The organism is Pseudoalteromonas sp. H71 (assembly GCF_001468485.1).
Classification (GTDB): Bacteria; Pseudomonadota; Gammaproteobacteria; order Enterobacterales; family Alteromonadaceae; genus Pseudoalteromonas.
Genome location: NZ_LODI01000046.1, coordinates 152,110 through 168,430 on the forward strand (window position 1 = coordinate 152,110; position 16,321 = coordinate 168,430).

14 protein-coding genes are annotated in these 16,321 nt (G+C 41.1%); 10 read left to right on the top strand and 4 right to left on the bottom strand.

The annotated features are described in order from the left end of the window. Positions 1 to 173: 173 nt before the first annotated feature. On the bottom strand, positions 174 to 1,124 hold the full coding sequence (gene tal / locus ATS71_RS16945; RefSeq protein WP_058405863.1) for a transaldolase: 951 nt from the start codon (positions 1,122 to 1,124) through the stop codon (positions 174 to 176). 221 nt (positions 1,125 to 1,345) lie between these two features. On the opposite strand from tal, the gene yaaA reads away from it, so the two are divergent. Continuing rightward, entirely contained in the window at positions 1,346 to 2,125 is a 780-nt protein-coding gene (gene yaaA, locus ATS71_RS16950; RefSeq protein WP_058405864.1) for a peroxide stress protein YaaA, read from the top strand. A 125-nt stretch (positions 2,126 to 2,250) separates the two neighbouring features. Beyond that, positions 2,251 to 3,207 carry a mechanosensitive ion channel family protein gene (locus ATS71_RS16955; protein ID WP_058405895.1) on the top strand — a complete coding sequence of 319 codons (957 nt, stop codon included), beginning with the start codon at positions 2,251 to 2,253 and terminating at the stop codon, positions 3,205 to 3,207. Positions 3,208 to 3,976: 769 nt separating this feature from the next. On the opposite strand, the gene ATS71_RS16960 is transcribed toward ATS71_RS16955, so the two are convergent. Then, positions 3,977 to 4,297: a BON domain-containing protein gene (locus ATS71_RS16960; protein ID WP_006793146.1), complete on the bottom strand. Its 321-nt coding sequence runs from the start codon at positions 4,295 to 4,297 to the stop codon at positions 3,977 to 3,979. A 241-nt stretch (positions 4,298 to 4,538) separates the two neighbouring features. Beyond that, a complete protein-coding gene (gene srmB / locus ATS71_RS16965; RefSeq protein WP_058405865.1) occupies positions 4,539 to 5,765 on the bottom strand; it encodes an ATP-dependent RNA helicase SrmB in 1,227 nt (408 codons plus the stop codon). A gap of 75 nt (positions 5,766 to 5,840) precedes the next feature. Between srmB and ATS71_RS16970 the strand changes: the two genes are divergently transcribed. Together ATS71_RS16970 and ATS71_RS16975 are read left to right on the top strand one after the other, a co-directional pair. Continuing rightward, complete coding sequence (locus tag ATS71_RS16970; protein WP_058405866.1) at positions 5,841 to 6,542, top strand: tRNA1(Val) (adenine(37)-N6)-methyltransferase; 702 nt, start codon at positions 5,841 to 5,843, stop codon at positions 6,540 to 6,542. Between the two features lie 151 nt (positions 6,543 to 6,693). After that, on the top strand, positions 6,694 to 8,703 hold the full coding sequence (locus ATS71_RS16975) for an alpha-amylase (RefSeq protein ID WP_058405867.1): 2,010 nt from the start codon (positions 6,694 to 6,696) through the stop codon (positions 8,701 to 8,703). Between the two features lie 92 nt (positions 8,704 to 8,795). Here ATS71_RS16975 and fldB read toward each other — a convergent pair whose 3' ends face one another. Next, positions 8,796 to 9,317 (bottom strand): flavodoxin FldB, encoded by a 522-nt coding sequence (gene fldB / locus ATS71_RS16980; RefSeq protein WP_058405868.1) that lies wholly within the window; start codon positions 9,315 to 9,317, stop codon positions 8,796 to 8,798. A gap of 94 nt (positions 9,318 to 9,411) precedes the next feature. Between fldB and xerD the strand changes: the two genes are divergently transcribed. The 6 genes from xerD (at position 9,412) to ATS71_RS17010 (ending at position 16,200) form a co-directional block, all read left to right on the top strand. After that, positions 9,412 to 10,338: a site-specific tyrosine recombinase XerD gene (gene xerD / locus ATS71_RS16985; RefSeq protein WP_058405869.1), complete on the top strand. Its 927-nt coding sequence runs from the start codon at positions 9,412 to 9,414 to the stop codon at positions 10,336 to 10,338. Positions 10,339 to 10,400: 62 nt separating this feature from the next. After that, positions 10,401 to 11,129: a bifunctional protein-disulfide isomerase/oxidoreductase DsbC gene (gene dsbC / locus ATS71_RS16990; RefSeq protein ID WP_058405870.1), complete on the top strand. Its 729-nt coding sequence runs from the start codon at positions 10,401 to 10,403 to the stop codon at positions 11,127 to 11,129. An 80-nt stretch (positions 11,130 to 11,209) separates the two neighbouring features. Next, positions 11,210 to 12,931 carry a single-stranded-DNA-specific exonuclease RecJ gene (gene recJ, locus ATS71_RS16995; RefSeq protein WP_058405871.1) on the top strand — a complete coding sequence of 574 codons (1,722 nt, stop codon included), beginning with the start codon at positions 11,210 to 11,212 and terminating at the stop codon, positions 12,929 to 12,931. A gap of 144 nt (positions 12,932 to 13,075) precedes the next feature. Next, positions 13,076 to 14,174, top strand: a protein-coding gene (prfB, locus tag ATS71_RS17000; RefSeq protein WP_152995648.1) for a peptide chain release factor 2 whose coding sequence is annotated in 2 segments (ribosomal slippage) — positions 13,076 to 13,150 and positions 13,152 to 14,174 — 1,098 coding nt in all. Because the reading frame shifts where the segments join, the coding sequence is not laid out codon by codon here. 26 nt (positions 14,175 to 14,200) lie between these two features. Next, entirely contained in the window at positions 14,201 to 15,736 is a 1,536-nt protein-coding gene (lysS, locus tag ATS71_RS17005; RefSeq protein WP_058405873.1) for a lysine--tRNA ligase, read from the top strand. A 281-nt stretch (positions 15,737 to 16,017) separates the two neighbouring features. After that, complete coding sequence (locus tag ATS71_RS17010) at positions 16,018 to 16,200, top strand: hypothetical protein (protein WP_058405874.1); 183 nt, start codon at positions 16,018 to 16,020, stop codon at positions 16,198 to 16,200. Positions 16,201 to 16,321: the final 121 nt, after the last annotated feature.

Here is a 16,321-nt window from a genome sequence, read left to right on the forward strand (position 1 = left end):
GTATTGTTTTTAAATATGAACACGTGAAATACAGTTTACGAAAAATTTAAGCCGATGAGAGTTATTTTTCTATAGATAAAAGATGTGAGGGAGGTGGGTTTATTCGCCCGTTTTTTACAGACATAAAAAAACGCCATAAATAATACGGCGCTTTTTTATTTTTTTACAGCAAATTACATTGCCTTGAAGCGTTCTTCTAATTGCTCTTGTGCTTGTGCAAATGAACGAATACCTTCAGCTAGCTTTTCAGTGGCCATTGCGTCTTGGTTATGTAACCAACGGAATTGCGCTTCTGTAAGCGGCTCAGGTTTTGGCTCTTTAGGAATATCACTTTCTAGTAAATATTCTTGTGCGCCTTCAAGGTTACCTAAGTCTTCTAAAAGGTTAGGGCTAATAGTTAGCTTGTCACAACCTGTAAGAGCAATAATTTCACCCGTGTTACGGAAACTTGCACCCATAACCACTGTTTTGTAATCATGGCGTTTGTAAAACTCAAAAATGCTGCGTACTGATTGCACACCAGGATCTTGTAGTGGATCCGTTGGTTTTTCCATACCGTTGGCAACGTGCCAATCTAAAATACGGCCAACAAATGGCGAGATTAGAAATACATTTGCATCAGCACATGCACGGGCTTGGGCGTCGCTAAATAATAAAGTAAGGTTACATTTAGTCCCTTCTTTTTCTAACTGCTCAGCGGCTTTAATACCTTCCCATGTAGACGCAACTTTAATTAAAATTTTGTCTTTGCTTACACCTTCTTTTTCGTAAAGGCTAAGTAGAGTGTGTGCTTTAGCAATGGTTGCTTGAGTATCAAACGATAAACGGGCATCTACTTCTGTAGAAATATAACCTGGTACAATTTCACTAATTTCTTTACCAAGTAATACAGCAAAATAGTCACATGCAAGTTCTAGTTGTTTAGCTGGCTCTTGCTCGGTTTCTTTTGCATAGCTCCAAGCTTTATCTAGGTAAGGCTTATAAGCTTCAATCTCGCTCGCTTTTAATAAAAGCGACGGGTTTGTGGTTGCATCTTCTGGTTGATGCTTTTTGATCGCTTCAATATCGCCAGTGTCGGCTACGATAGATGAATGTTGTTTTAGCCTTTGTAGAGCTGAAGTCATTTGCTTTCCTCATTCCAAGCAAGTTAAAAGAATAATCTACCCTTAATATATAACATCCATACTGCAACAGTGTGACAATGCTTGATAGGTCTTATGTCCTTATCAATTAAAAAACGGCAATGTATGAATTTTTAAGGGAGGATTTATTTAAACAAAACGTGCTTTTCGTTTCATTTAATGTTGAAATTGACATTAAATAATTTACAAGTCAATAGCTAACTATGATCACTGTTATTTCACCTGCAAAAAATCTTGATTACGACACGCCACCGGCAACCGATAAGTTCACTCAGCCTGAATTACTCGAGCATAGCGAGGAACTCATGAAAGTATGCCGTGAACTAACACCTGCGCAAATTGGCAGTTTAATGAAAATTAGCGACAAGCTTTCAGGCCTTAACGCAGCGCGTTTTAGCGAATGGTCGCAACCTTTTACCTCTGATAACGCCAAGCAAGCCGCACTTGCTTTTAATGGTGACGTATACGGTGGGTTAGAGGCGAGCACGTTAACTGCAAGTGACCTTGATTATGCGCAAAGCCATTTGCGTATATTATCTGGATTATATGGTTTATTAAAACCGCTTGATTTAATGCAAGCGTACCGACTAGAAATGGGCACTAAGCTTGAAAACTCGCGAGGTAAAAACCTGTATGAGTTTTGGGGCAGTATTATTGCTGACAAACTAAACGAAGTAATAAAAGCACAAGATGCACAATATCTCGTTAACCTAGCTTCAAACGAATACTTCAAAGCGGTAGATAAAAAAGCGCTTAACGCGCAAATTATTACGCCGCACTTTAAAGACTGTAAAAATGGGCAATATAAGGTCATTAGTTTCTACGCTAAAAAAGCGCGTGGCATGATGGCGCGTTACATTATAGAAAACCAAGTAACGCAGTTAAGTCAGCTAAAAGAATTTACCGTTGCAGGTTATTACTTTAGCGCTGAGGCAACAACTAAAGAGTTAGAGCCTGTATTTATGCGCGACGAACAAAGCTAACGTGTTAAATACAGCTAAACATATATTTAAAAAGCCATGCAATGCATGGCTTTTTATATGCTGGCGCTAAACTTGCACCTATGAGTAAAGTATTCACATTATTATTTACTCATAGGTGCACAAAAATGATCAGCATACCCTCGATAACAGAAGCCGAAAAACTTATCGAAGAAAAACTCGGCGGTTGGTTTGATGTTGTTATAAGTCACATCCCTAATTTTATAGTGGCGGTTATTATTGCCATTATATTTTCAATGCTAGCGCGCTTTGCTGGCAACCTAATGAAAAACATTTTGCGCCGTTCACTCGACTCACAACAAATAGCCGATTTAATGGCCTCTATATTTAAGGTTATTGTACTGTGTGTTGGGGTGTTTATAGCGCTAGATTTTGTGGGGTTAAAAGGTACGGTTACCTCTTTATTAGCCGGTGCGGGTATTGTTGGTTTAGCCATAGGTTTTGCGTTTCAAGATATGACCGAAAACTTGATTGCGGGTATCGCAATGGGTATACGCAAACCCTTTAAAACAGGAGACGTAATAGAAACCGACGACGTGTTTGGCTCAGTACACTCAATAAACCTGCGCAACACGCTAATAGAAAGCTTTTACGGGCAGTTAATCTTAGTGCCTAACAAGGTGTTGTTTAGAAATGTGTTAAAAAACTACACCACACTCGGGGTTAGGCGCATCGAAGTACCGGTAGGCATTTCGTATGGTGACGACATAGAAAAAGCGAAAGAAGTTATTGTAGATAAGATTAACGATTTGGACTTTGTTATTCGTAAAAACGAAACCGATGTTTATGCCGAAGGCTTTGGTGACAGTAGCATTAATTTATTGGTGTGGTTTTGGATTAAATACCCAGGTGAACCAGACTTTATGACAGTGCGCCATAAAGGTGTAGTCGCCGTTAAACAAGCGTTGGATGAAGCTGATATTAGTATTCCATTTCCTATTCGTACGCTCGATTTTGGTATTAAAGGCGGTGAAAAACTCGATGCCATGATCAGCGATAAAATAAGCCAGCAATCATCAAATAAAGGCAACGCTAGTGGAGCAGATTCAAGCCAAAACGAATAAATGAGCCATTAATACCATTGGGAATTATTTACTCACTCTTAGCGCACTTTTACATTTATATGTGCGCCGTTAGCTAAAGAAAAAATGACTTACGAGTCACAACAACTAAATGCAGCTTTATAAAGCTGCATTTTTTTATGGCTACTTAAATGTTTGAGAAGGTGAGAACAACGTTAACTAATTATAAATTTATGTCTACTTACCTTTTGAGATGAAATTGGAAGCGGGCTATGTAATATATCGATAAGGCTAAGGCTATTGTGTAGTTACTTCCCGAAACCGACGATAACGCAGCATAAATATAAAACATGCAGTAACCTTTGAGGTCCCCCCATAGGTTGCTTCTCCTTGTTGCTTAAAGAATAGGTCATAAAGAGCAAGTAGGGCATATGAGCTGTATACGACTTTAAGTTATACGTACATAGGCGTAGTCATTAAAATAATGCAGAAGTAGGGACCGAGCTTACTGGGTCACAAATCGCGCACCTTAGTTATGTTACGCCTAGATAGAACACGCTTTAATAATGGCAGTTAAACAGGCCTAGCCTTAATATAAATTTATTATTTAAAGGGTAAATTGTTTAGGCAAATATCAGGTTGTAAGGTATGCAATTTACAATTGGTCTTTGGCGGTAAATAAGAGGTAATTAAAGCAAGTTTATTTTTGTAGTTAATGTGAGTTGTAAGTAACTACAGGCACAAAAAAGGCGCAGCATGTGTTGGAGTTGCGCGCTGCGCCTAGGATCAATTGAGTTAATAAAAGTGTGATTTAAATAACACTAATTTTGTTACGAATGATTTTAACCCCATCCATATTTTCTAAAAATTTTTGTGCAAGCGCACGTTCAAAACCTGTTTGCGCTTGACCATGTAATACTACCTCGCCATCTTTAACCTGAACGCGAATATTGCTTAATGCAAAGTTAGGGTTAGTACGAAGTGTGCTGGTAATGGTTTGTTGTAGGTTAGGTTGAGTTGCTACGCTGCTCACTACGGCTAGGTGCGTTGCTGCACTCACTTTGGTAGCACATGCTAACAAAAATAAACAACAAAACGAAACTAAAGCAATAGTTAACTTTAAGCGGTTCATAACTCAATCCTTTTATATCAATTAAAAATTTAGCCAAACCATTAAGTATTCTGGCTATTCTGTCTCTAATAATACAAGTTCAGTGCCATTGTTAATTTATTGAAATATAAGGTTATTTCATTAAGTGGGAATTCAGGTGGGCAATAATTACATTTAAATGGGTAGGTGTTACATGCTCTGGTTACATTTGTAACGCGTATTAAAAAGCCGGCATGCTCCGGCTTTGGTAAAAAATGCTAAGTTATTTTTTCTTTTTAACTTTCGCTTTTTTCTTCGCTTTCATTTTTACCGGATCTTTACGCTTTTTAGCGGGTGGCTTAGCTTCTTTATGCTGCGGCTCTATGCCTTTAATTACACGACGTTTAAGCTTTTGTTCAATGTAGCGTTCTACTTTGTACAAAATACCAATATCGTGCGCTTCCACTAATGATATAGCGATACCTTTTTTACCTGCACGACCCGTACGGCCAATTCGGTGTACATATACGTCAGCTGTTCGTGGCATGTCAAAGTTAATAACATGGCTAATGTCAGATACGTCAATACCTCGGGCGGCTACATCTGTTGCAATCAATATTTTAGTGCGGCCGCTATGAAAGTTTTCCATTGCTTTCATGCGCTTGTCTTGGGGCATTTCACCACGCAGCCAGGCGGCTTTTACGCCGTTATTAGTTAATTCACCAATGAGTGTTTCTAAACGCTCACGGGTTTTAACAAACACAATAGCTTTACTAACGTCTGGGCCGTTAAGGGTATTGACTAAAAGTTCTAGTTTATGGTGGTAATCATCAGCAAGGTGAACCCACTGGTGAATTTTAGCTTTTTCTTTGCGTGACGATTCAGCTTCAAGTAGAGCAGGGTCGTTTAATGTGGTTTCTGCAAATCGCTCTACGCTGTCGCCCTCAAGGGTAGCAGAGAACAAAAAGCACTGACGGCGGTTTTTAGCTTCGTCACAAATACGGCTCATTTCTTTTTTGAAACCCATGTCTAGCATGCGGTCGGCTTCATCAATAATAAGCATTTCGACGTGTTCAGCATGAAAGTTTTCAGTTTCAAGGTATTCCATTAATCGCCCTGGAGTGGCAATTAACACGTCGTTATTTTTTTCAAAAATTTCTTTATGCGTTCCGTAGTTAATACCGCCGGTTACTACACCTATTTTCAGGTGCGTACGTTTTGCTAGTAACTCACATTGCTCATGAATTTGATAAGCCAGCTCACGTGTTGGGGTCATTATTAATACGCGGGCAAAACCAGGTTCACGGCGCGGAAAATCCAATAAGTATTGAATAGCAGGAATTAAAAATGCCGCTGTTTTACCTGTGCCTGTTGGCGCAGACGCTAAAATATCACGTCCCTGAAGGGCTTCAGGAATAGCTTGCTGTTGAATACTGGTTGGCGTTTCGTAACCCATTTTATTAATGGCGTCGAGTAATTTGGTATCAAGATCAAATTCAGAAAATTGCATAGAGTGTCTAAAATAGTGGACAATTACCTTGATTATACGCGCTATGCTGCGCTTGGTGAATGAAAAGGTGAAAAAATGTCTGGTTTTGCATTTAAACAATTTAAGGTTGAACACGACCATTGCGCAATGAAGGTTTCAACCGACGGCATTTTGCTTGGCGCGTGGGCAAACTTAACAGATGCAAACACGTTATTAGATATTGGCACAGGCACAGGGTTATTGGCGTTAATGTGTAAGCAGCGCAGGCCAACATTGAGTATTACCGCGGTTGAAATAGATAAAAACGCATACAATCAAGCATTACAAAACGTAGCAAATAGTCCGTGGCCAAATATAACTATTCAGCACCAAACTATTCAAAACTTTAATAGTGATGCTCCCTTTGACGTAATCATTTCTAATCCGCCTTATTTTAATCACAGTCTAAAAGGCAATAATGCTGCCCGAAACACTGCACGCCATACTGATGGTTTAAGCTTTGAGGAGTTAATTAACGCGTTTAGGCAACTCAGTCATTCACAGTCACGATTTTGTTTAATACTGCCAAGCACTGAGGCTGAGGTATTTATTGAACTTGCCGTTAAACATGGACTTTATTTAAATGCACACTGCCAAGTACAAGCGACACCTGGCAAACCTATAAGCCGCAGTTTAATGACATTTAGCTACCTACAATCACAAACCGACAATTCAACGCTATGCATTAGAGAGTTAAACAACAATTACACCACTGATTACGTTGCTTTGTGTAAGGCGTTTTATTTAAAAATGACGTAACTGTATGGATGATTATCTAATAATAAAGGATAGTTTACCTATAATGCATACGTATTCAGTTGTTATTTAATCAATCTCAAGACTAGTGTTAACCACTTGTAAATAACGAAGAGCATGTTGTTTAGCTCGCCAACATTTGGAAACACACACTATGAAGCTGAATAAAATTGTCATCACCGCCGGTTTAAGCCTAGATTTGCTTTTACCTAACCTTGCAGCTGCTACACCCACTACGTTTGTTCATTTATTTGAATGGAGTTGGCCCGATGTCGCACAAGAGTGTGAGCAGTTTTTAGGACCAAAAGGGTACGCTGCTGTACAGGTTTCTCCACCTAACGAACATATTACAGGCAACCAATGGTGGACTCGCTATCAACCTGTGAGCTACCAACTGCAAAGCCGGGGCGGTAACCGAACGCAGTTTGTAGATATGGTTAACCGTTGTAAAAGTGCAGGGGTCGATATTTATGTAGATACCCTAATTAACCACATGGCAGCTGGGAGTGGGAATGGCGTAGCGGGTAGCACGTTTGGGAATAAACAATACCCAATTTATAGCCCACAAGATTTTCATGAAAGCTGCTCAATTAACCCAGAAGATTACGGTAATAACCGTTATCGCGTTCAAAACTGTGAGCTGGTAGGGCTTGCCGACTTAAACACATCTTCAAATTACGTGCAAAATACCATAGCGGCTTATATTAATGACCTTCAAGCTATTGGAGTAAAAGGCTTTAGGTTTGACGCGGCTAAACACGTAGCCGCTAGCGATATTCAAAGCCTTATGGCTAAAATAAACGGCTCGCCGTTGGTCTTTCATGAAGTGATTGATCAGGGAACAGAAGCCGTTGATGCCTCTGAGTATTTAAGTACAGGGCTTGTTACCGAGTTTAAATACAGTACACAACTCGGTAATACATTTAGAAATGGCTCACTTGCGTGGCTAAGTAATTTTGGTGAAGGGTGGGGCTTTATGCCAAGCTCGTCGGCGGTCGTATTTGTAGATAATCACGACAATCAGCGCGGGCATGGTGGTGCGGGTAATGTAATTACTTTTGAAGATGGCCGTTTATACGACCTAGCTAACGTATTTATGTTGGCGTATCCGTATGGTTACCCAAAAGTGATGTCGAGTTACGATTTTCATGGTGATACCGATGCAGGCGGGCCAAGTGTTCCCGTTCATAACAATGGTAATTTAGAATGCTTTGCAAGCAATTGGAAGTGTGAGCACCGGTGGTCATATATTGCTGGTGGCGTTGATTTTAGAAATAACACCGCCGACAACTGGGCTGTGACAAATTGGTGGGATAACACGAATAATCAGATTTCATTTGGTCGCGGTAGCTCAGGTCATATGGCTATTAACAAAGAAGACTCAACGCTTAATGCTACTGTGCAAACAGACATGGCACCTGGTCAATATTGTAATGTATTAAAAGGTGAATTGTCGGGCGATGCTAAAAGTTGTAGCGGTGAGGTTATAACCGTTAATAATAACGGCACTATTAATTTAAATGTGGCGCCGTGGGATGCCATGGCAATTCATAAAAACGCTAAGTTATCACAAGGGTCGACTTCAACCCCGAATGGTGATTGGCAGCGTACCGTTATTTTTATTAACGCACAAACCCAAAGTGGGCAAGATATGTTTGTACGTGGCGGAATAGATCATACCTATGCCAATACAAATTTAGGAAGAAACTGCCAAACAACCAATGTTGAATGCGCGATGCCTATTCGCCATAACAATTTAAAAAATGCCACTACAAGTCTATGGAAAGCAAACGATAACTTCCTAGATTGGTACGGTATTGAAAGCGGGCAAAGTACGCAAGCAGAGGGGACAGCAGCCGATTGGACTACAAACGTGTGGCCAAGTGCGTATGGTACACAAAAAACAGTGACCAACGATGGTTTTGGCGTTACACCGCTTAATATTTGGGGTGAACACTACTGGATGCTAGATGTCGATATGGATTGCAGCAAAGCGGTGAATGGGTGGTTTGAGGTAAAAGCATTTGTAAAAAATGGTCAAGGTTGGGAAAGCGATATAAACCAAGCCAATACGCCCTATGCCAGTACTAACCATGTGGCGCAGTGCGGAAAAATTAATATGTTTAAATTTAATAGCTCAAGTGTAGATATTCGTAGCTTTTAAACTTATGCGTTAAGTTTAGCCTTGTGCATTACTACTAAAGCCAAACACCTAAGCGTGTTTGGCTTTTTACTGCAACCATTGCGCTTGAGCAGTTAAAGCGTTTCGCCGTACTCGGTCATTACTTGCTCAACCCAGCTGGCTATGCGTTCATCGCTTAGCTCGTACTGGCTGTCTTCATCAAGGGCGAGCCCTACAAACTGTTTGCCATCGGGGGTGAGTGCCTTTGAAGCTTCAAACTCGTAGCTGCTGTCGTTTGGCCAAAAGCCAAGTTGTGTAAATGTTTGTGTGTTTATTTCGTCGTGCAGCATACCCAGAGCGTCTTGAAACCACTGTCCGTAACCTTGCTGGTCGCCCATGCCAAATAAAGCAATAGTTTTACCATGTAGGTTTACATCTTTTATGTCGTCCCATTTTGACTCCCAGTCTTCTTGTATTTCGCCAAAGTCCCATGTTGAAATACCAAAGATGATAAAGTCGTACTGCTCTGCATTTTTTAGTGGTTCGTCTTTAATATTGTGAAGGCTGACTATATCGTCACCAATAAGGTCACGAATTTTTTCTGCTGCCATTTCGGTGTAGCACGTAGTAGAGCCAAAAAATAAACCAATTTGCATCGTATTTATCACTGTGTAATTGCCTGATATGATAGGCTCAAGTTTACCGTAAGGTATTTTTAATTGATACCTTAGCAAAGCATGAGAGCATAATGTGACAACGCTATCTGACGATTTTTCAGAAAATAAAAGCAGTATGAGCACCAATAGCGACTACCTAGAAACCTTTTTAGATAGCCTTTATTTAGAGCAAGGTGTAAGCGAAAACACATTAAGTGCTTACCGCAGCGATTTAGATAAGTTTTGCCAGTTTTTAAAAGGCGAAAACTTAATGACGGTAACAGGGCACGACATTGAAAGCTATTTAGCGCACCGGGTCGACTTAGGCCTAAAGCCGCGCAGTACAGCGCGCAGTATTAGTGCGTTAAAACGGTTTTATCAGTATTTTGTACGTGAAAAACTGATTACCGATACACCTATGTTAAACATTGCTCAACCCAAAGCGGGGCAATCGTTACCTAAAACACTTTCTGAAGCCGAAGTAGAAGCGCTTCTTAACGCCCCCAATACTGAAGAGCCAATGGGACTGCGCGATAAGGCGATGCTTGAGTTACTTTACGCCACTGGTCTGCGTGTCAGTGAGTTGGTTGGGCTACGTATGGAGCAAATTAACTTACGCCAAGCGGTTGTGTTTGTAAAAGGTAAAGGCAACAAAGAGCGCTTAGTGCCGCTGGGCGAAGAAGCCATGCATTGGCTTGAGCTTTTTTTAAAAGTTGGGCGCGCACAAATGATCAAACACGCCACCGACTTTGTATTTCCGTCAAAGCGTGGTGTAGGCATGACTCGACAAACCTTTTGGCATAGAATCAAACACTATGCTATTTTGGCATCGGTTGAGTCGCCATTATCACCCCACACATTGCGCCATGCATTTGCTACGCATTTATTAAATCATGGGGCCGATTTACGTGTTGTACAAATGATGCTGGGACACAGCGACCTATCAACAACGCAAATTTATACTCATGTTGCTAATGAACGGTTAAAATCGGTACACGCGCAGCATCATCCGCGTGCTTAATTTGAAATTAAATAGTATTAAGCCGGTCAATATATTAAGTATTTTTAGGATAGAGAGAAGTTATGAAAAAATTAATGTTAGCAGGTGCCATGTTGTGCACAAGTATGAGTGCATTGGCAAATGACGTTGCAGTAACGCCAAATGCTAATGATCCTATTGTTACTAAGTTTGCGGCACTTGGCGTAACAGTTAAGCAAATAAATCCAAGCCCAGTGGCTGGTTTAAAAGAGCTAATTACAAACAAAGGCGTGTTATACGCAAGCCCAGATGGTCAGTTTTTAATGCAAGGCACGTTAATCGATTTAGAAAATCGTAGTAACCTAACAGAGCAAGCTTTAAATAGCGTGCGTGCTGAAGGTATTACAGATTATGAAGAGTCGATGATTGTGTACAAAGCACCAAACGAAAAACACAGCATCACTGTATTTACTGATATTAGCTGTGGTTATTGTCGTAAATTACACCGTGAACTAAACGATTTGCTTGATGCGGGTATTACCGTTAAGTATTTAGCGTTTCCACGTGGTGGCTTACAAGGTTCGGGCTACGCAGATTTAATGAATGTATGGTGTGCGAAAGATCAACAAGAGGCGTTAACAGAAGCTAAAGCAGGTGAAAGTACCACGGTAGTTGCAGGTTGCAGTGCGCCCATTGCTGAGCATTATCAGCTAGGCCAAAGCTTTGGTATTAGTGGCACGCCAGCCATTATTTTAGATGACGGCACAATGATCCCAGGTTACCAACCTGCTGCTGCATTAAAAGCAGCGTTAGATGCTAATAAAGCATCTTAATAACGTGTTTACGTTTATAAAAAGGCCTTAATGGCCTTTTTTTGTCTTTTTAATACGACTCAATAAGTTAAAAAACCTGCATGAAAAAACTGATCATTGCGCGCGAAAACGTTAACGACTCGCACTTACCGAGTCATTTGCATCCGGTTATAAAACAAATTTACGCGACTCGTCGTGTAGTTGATGCCCAAGAGCTCGATAACGGTGTTGCCACGCTTCACGACTATAAATTGTTTAAAGACATCGACAAAGCAAGTGCATTACTCGTCGATGCGCTTAAGGCGCAAAGCCACATTTTAATTGTGGGCGACTTTGATGCCGATGGCGCAACCAGTACTGCAACCTTAATGCAGGGGTTGCAAATGTTTGGTTTTCAAAATTTAGATTACCTCATTCCAGACCGCTTTAGCTTAGGTTATGGCTTAAGCCCCGCACTGGCCGAACAAATAGTACAAATAAAACCCGATTTAGTGATCACCGTAGATAACGGTATATCCTGTATTGCCGGTATTGATATTTTAAAATCGGTAGGTATAAAAGTGTTGGTTACAGATCACCATTTACAAGGTGAGCAGCTTCCAAATGCCGACGCCATTGTAAATCCAAACAGGCACGAATGTAACTTTCCGTCAAAGTCTATTGCTGGTGTAGGCGTGGCGTTTTACTTATTAATTGCGCTAAGAAGCCTAATGCGCGAACAAGGTTATTTTACGCAACAAGCACCGCCTAATTTAGCAAACTTATTAGACATAGTTGCGCTGGGTACAGTAGCTGATGTAGTTGCGCTTGATGCAAATAACCGAACACTAGTACACCAAGGTTTAGCGCGTATTCGCAGTGGTAAAACACGCCCAGGTATTACAGCTCTTATTGAAGTGGCTAACCGAAATGCAGCACGCCTAAGTGCCAGCGATTTTGGCTTTTCGCTTGCGCCGCGGTTAAACGCAGCAGGGCGATTAGACGACATGAGCTTAGGCATAGCCTGCTTACTGAGTAACGATATAAACCAAGCAAGGCGTATTGCAGGCGAGCTCGACAGCTTAAACCATGCAAGGCGTGAAATAGAGCAGGGTATGCAAGCTGAAGCGCAAGCTGTGCTTGATAGGCTCGCCTTTACCGACGACAACATTCCTGATGCTATCTGTTTGTTCCAAGATGACTGGCATCAGGGCGTTATTGGTATTTTGGCTGGTCGCTTAAAAGAAAAATACCATCGCCCAACCGTTATTTTTGCTGGTGGCGAAAACGGCGAAATTAAAGGCTCGTGCCGCTCCATTGAAGGGCTACACATGCGCGACCTACTCGAAGGGTTAAATACCGCGGCCCCCCACCTAATTAATAAGTTTGGTGGCCATGCCATGGCGGCGGGTTTAAGTATTAACGAGCAAAACTTTAACGACTTTAAAAAAGCGTTTGATGCAGCGGTAAGTGCGAAATTAAGCGAAGAAAGCAAGCGTTGTATTGTATTTACCGACGGCGAACTGCCAAACGACTGCTTTACCATGGATTTTGCCCAATTATTAAAGCAATCAGGTCCATGGGGGCAGCAGTTCCCAGAGCCGGTGTTTGAACATACCTTTGAATTAATTCAGCAACGAATTGTTGGCGAAAAGCATTTAAAACTGGTGCTTAAACATCAATCAGGGCGGTTAGTTGACGCTATTGCTTTTGGTATTGACGTAAAAGAATGGCCAGATACCGAAGCGCGCTTTGTTAAAGTGGCTTATCAACTCGATATTAACGAGTTTAGGGGTAAGTTTAGCTTACAGCTAATCGTCCGAGAGCTTGAAAAAGTACACTAAAAAATATGCACAATACATGCATAAAAGGCTAATAAAACGCGCGATTTTTTGTTAAAATCGGGCGTTTTTATCATTTGACGATAATTTATTGCGGATATTCCTCAAGTCGGGCCGTAATAATCTAGCCATTTTGGAGTAATGTACATGTTTGAAGTGAATCCTGTGATTAATCAAATCAAGGAAATTCGCGATCGTACTGAACTGCTTCGGGGGTACCTTTGACTACGCTCTTAAACAAGAACGCTTAGAAGAAGTTAACGCCGAACTTGAAGATTCAGCTGTATGGAATGAACCTGAACGCGCACAGGCACTTGGCCGTGAAAAGTCAGCCTTAGAGGCGGTTGTTGAAACTATCGACAACCTAGTTGCCGGCGCCGACGACGTTGAAGGCTTGCTTGAGCTTGCAATAGAAGCCGAAGACGAAGACACCTTTGACGAAGCAAATGCAGAGCTTGAAGGCTTAAACGCGCAATTAGAAGGTTTAGAGTTTCGTCGCATGTTCTCGGGCACGCACGACGCAAACGATGCATACCTTGATTTACAATCAGGTTCAGGCGGCACTGAAGCTCAAGACTGGTGTAACATGTTACTTCGCATGTATTTACGCTGGGGTGAAGCAAAAGGCTTTAAAGTTGAGCTAGTAGAAGCAACCGATGGCGATGTGGCCGGAATAAAAGGCGCAACAGTTCGCTTTGTTGGCGAATATGCTTACGGTTGGTTACGTACAGAAACAGGTGTGCACCGTTTAGTGCGTAAAAGCCCATTTGACTCAAGTGGCCGCCGTCATACGTCGTTTGCGTCTGCATTTGTATACCCAGAAATAGACGACAATATTGAAATTGACATTAATCCGTCTGACCTACGTATAGACGTGTACCGTGCATCGGGCGCGGGTGGTCAGCACGTTAACACCACCGAATCAGCAGTACGTATTACGCACGTACCTACAAACACGGTAGTGCAATGTCAAAACGAGCGTTCGCAACATAAGAATAAAGCCCAAGCAATGAAGCAATTAAAAGCTAAATTATTTGAGCTAGAGTTACAGCAGCAAAATGCTGAAAAACAAACGCAAGAAGATGCAAAGTCAGATATTGGTTGGGGGAGTCAAATTCGTTCATACGTTCTTGATGACTCGCGTATTAAAGATTTACGCACCGGCGTAGAAAACCGCAATACCCAATCGGTACTTGACGGTAACTTAGACAAATTTATTGAAGCCAGCCTTAAATCTGGCCTATAACCACCAAGCTAATAAAGAGCTAAAAAATGACTGATAAAATCCAAGACGAAAACAAGTTAATCGCTGAGCGTCGCGGCAAGTTAGATGCTATTCGCGAAAATTGCCCAGCCAACGGTCATCCAAACCAATTCCGTCGTGAGCATTACACGGCAGATTTGCAGGCTGAGTTTGGTGATAAGAGTAAAGAAGAATTAATCGAATTACAGCACGTAGTATCGATTGCGGGTCGTATTCTTGCTAAGCGTGGCCCGTTTATGTCTATCCAAGATATGAAAGGTCGTGTACAAGTTTACGCATCAAAAGACGTACAAAAAGACTTAAAAGCAAAATATGGTCAGCTTGATATTGGCGATATTATTGGTGTTAAAGGTCCGCTTAATAAATCAGGCAAAGGCGATTTATACGTAGATATGGCCGAGTACGAATTACTTACTAAGTCACTACGTCCATTGCCAGAAAAATTTCATGGCCTTTCAGACCAAGAAACTAAGTACCGCCAACGTTATGTTGATTTAATTACTAACGAAGCAACGCGCGAAACATTTCGTATTCGCTCACAAGTAGTTGAAGGTATTCGTCGCTTTTTAGCAGAGCGCGACTTTATGGAAGTAGAAACGCCCATGCTACAGGTTATTCCTGGCGGCGCATCTGCGCGTCCGTTTGTGACTCATCATAACGCGCTTGATATCGACATGTACTTACGTATTGCGCCAGAGCTTTACCTTAAGCGTTTAGTAGTAGGTGGTTTTGACCGCGTGTTTGAAATTAACCGTAACTTCCGTAACGAAGGGTTATCAACGCGTCATAACCCAGAATTCACTATGATTGAGTTCTACCAAGCGTACGCTGATTACATCGACCTGATGAACATCACCGAAGACATGCTACGTACTGTTGCAACTAACGTATTGGGTAGCCCAATTGTTATTAATACAACAAAAGACGAAAACGGCGAAGTAACCGACTCAGTCGAGTACGACTTTGGCCAACCGTTTACACGTTTAAGCATGGCTGACGCTATCTTAAAATATAACCCTGAGTTTGATGCTGCGGTATTTAACGACCCAGAAAACCACTTTGAAGAATTAAAAGCGTACGCTAAACAAGTACACGTTAAAATTCCTGAAAACTGTGTGTGGGGCCCAGGTAAGTTTTTATGTGAAATATTTGAAGAAACGGCTGAGCACATGCTTATCCAACCTACATTTATTACAGGTTACCCATGGGAAGTATCGCCACTGGCGCGTCGTAACGATGAAAACCCATTTGTTACCGACCGTTTTGAGTTTTTTGTTGGCGGACGTGAGCTTGCAAATGGTTTCTCAGAGCTTAACGATGCACAGGATCAAGCTGAACGCTTTACTCGTCAAGTTGAAGAGAAAGACGCCGGTGATGATGAAGCAATGCACTACGATGAAGACTACATACGCGCACTAGAGTACGGTTTACCGCCTACCGCTGGTGAAGGTATTGGTATTGACCGATTAGTCATGTTGTTTACTGACTCATCTACAATTAAAGACGTTATTTTATTCCCGCATATGCGCCCGCAAGCTGACTAAGCTTAATGTAAAATAACACCCTGAAACGCCGCTTAATTGCGGCGTTTTTGTTTTAATTTTGTTTATTCATAGCTAATAAGACCATTATTCATATATTAAGCTGTTGATATTTAGTTGTAATTTTTTTATGAAAATTTTTATGTGCATATAACAAATTAATGAGTAACTTTTAAACATTATGTTGTATTTTTGTAACTTTGTTAGCTACAATACGGCCAAATTTTAAACGGCCTAACTTTTAGGTGCTGTAAATAATAAAAACGGATTTATAAAATAATAAAATGACAGATAAAACTATCGAAGAGTCGGAAGAACTCAGTCAAACCGAGCGAGAGCGAGAAGCTTTTTACCGAGCATGTATTGCCGAGTTTCAACAACTAGGTTATCAAGAGCAGTACCTGGCTAGTTTAAAAGATAAATGTGCACCAACCGACGACACACTTACGCCTAACGAAGAGAGTTGATTAGCTTAAAAATTAGGCTTCTTTCATATAAAAACATAACATATGTGTGTTCTGTAACCATATAGACACTTTTGATAGAAAAGTGTTTGACATATTTTCTGAAATCTTTATTATACGCCCC

What these genes read in the sequence shown, in the direction of transcription:
- ATS71_RS17010 (WP_058405874.1), top strand. Translation starts at nt 16,018, where the DNA reads ATGACAGATAAAACTATCGAAGAGTCGGAAGAACTCAGTCAAACCGAG.
- dsbC (WP_058405870.1), top strand. Translation starts at nt 10,401, where the DNA reads ATGAAAAAATTAATGTTAGCAGGTGCCATGTTGTGCACAAGTATGAGT.
- lysS (WP_058405873.1), top strand. Translation starts at nt 14,201, where the DNA reads ATGACTGATAAAATCCAAGACGAAAACAAGTTAATCGCTGAGCGTCGC.
- ATS71_RS16975 (WP_058405867.1), top strand. Translation starts at nt 6,694, where the DNA reads ATGAAGCTGAATAAAATTGTCATCACCGCCGGTTTAAGCCTAGATTTG.
- ATS71_RS16960 (WP_006793146.1), bottom strand. Translation starts at nt 4,297, where the DNA reads ATGAACCGCTTAAAGTTAACTATTGCTTTAGTTTCGTTTTGTTGTTTA.
- ATS71_RS16955 (WP_058405895.1), top strand. Translation starts at nt 2,251, where the DNA reads ATGATCAGCATACCCTCGATAACAGAAGCCGAAAAACTTATCGAAGAA.
- recJ (WP_058405871.1), top strand. Translation starts at nt 11,210, where the DNA reads ATGAAAAAACTGATCATTGCGCGCGAAAACGTTAACGACTCGCACTTA.
- srmB (WP_058405865.1), bottom strand. Translation starts at nt 5,765, where the DNA reads ATGCAATTTTCTGAATTTGATCTTGATACCAAATTACTCGACGCCATT.
- ATS71_RS16970 (WP_058405866.1), top strand. Translation starts at nt 5,841, where the DNA reads ATGTCTGGTTTTGCATTTAAACAATTTAAGGTTGAACACGACCATTGC.
- fldB (WP_058405868.1), bottom strand. Translation starts at nt 9,317, where the DNA reads ATGCAAATTGGTTTATTTTTTGGCTCTACTACGTGCTACACCGAAATG.
- yaaA (WP_058405864.1), top strand. Translation starts at nt 1,346, where the DNA reads ATGATCACTGTTATTTCACCTGCAAAAAATCTTGATTACGACACGCCA.
- tal (WP_058405863.1), bottom strand. Translation starts at nt 1,124, where the DNA reads ATGACTTCAGCTCTACAAAGGCTAAAACAACATTCATCTATCGTAGCC.